Source organism: Escherichia sp. AM3 (assembly GCF_032029835.1).
GTDB lineage: Bacteria > Pseudomonadota > Gammaproteobacteria > Enterobacterales > Enterobacteriaceae > Escherichia > Escherichia coli.
Genome location: NZ_JAVUPQ010000707.1, coordinates 1 through 345, shown reverse-complemented (window position 1 = coordinate 345; position 345 = coordinate 1). Strand labels below are relative to the sequence as shown.

The 345-nt window shown below is 53.9% G+C and carries 1 pseudogene; it reads right to left on the bottom strand.

Annotated elements, in window-relative coordinates:
- Positions 1-231, bottom strand: a pseudogene (locus RTW80_RS28000) (site-specific integrase); the annotation flags it as partial.
- Between the last annotated feature and the right edge of the window lie 114 nt (positions 232-345).

The following is a 345-nucleotide window of genomic DNA, read 5'->3' as shown; positions in this document are numbered from 1 at the left end:
ACCGAGATCAAAGGATTCCGGGGGCAGCGTCCGGGATTCACTGATCCGCACTCCCGTGTTCCAGAAAGTAGAGAACAGCATTTAATGGTGAAGATCCGGCATATAGAAGAGTAGGGCTCTCACTTCGGGGACGAGTAGGTACGCCAGGGTGGCGCCGGTTAAAGTGGCCATCCTTCTGAGTGCGGCCGCGGTCGCAAAGTCGACCCCATGGGCTTTCGGCAACAGTGAAATGCGTTATGAAGAAAAGGGGGCAATGCAGGGATGAACAGGATCGGAACGAAAAGGTAAGTAATGAAGAAGACGTAAAGTGCGTTACGTGAATTCCGGCCTGGTACAGCCTGGACC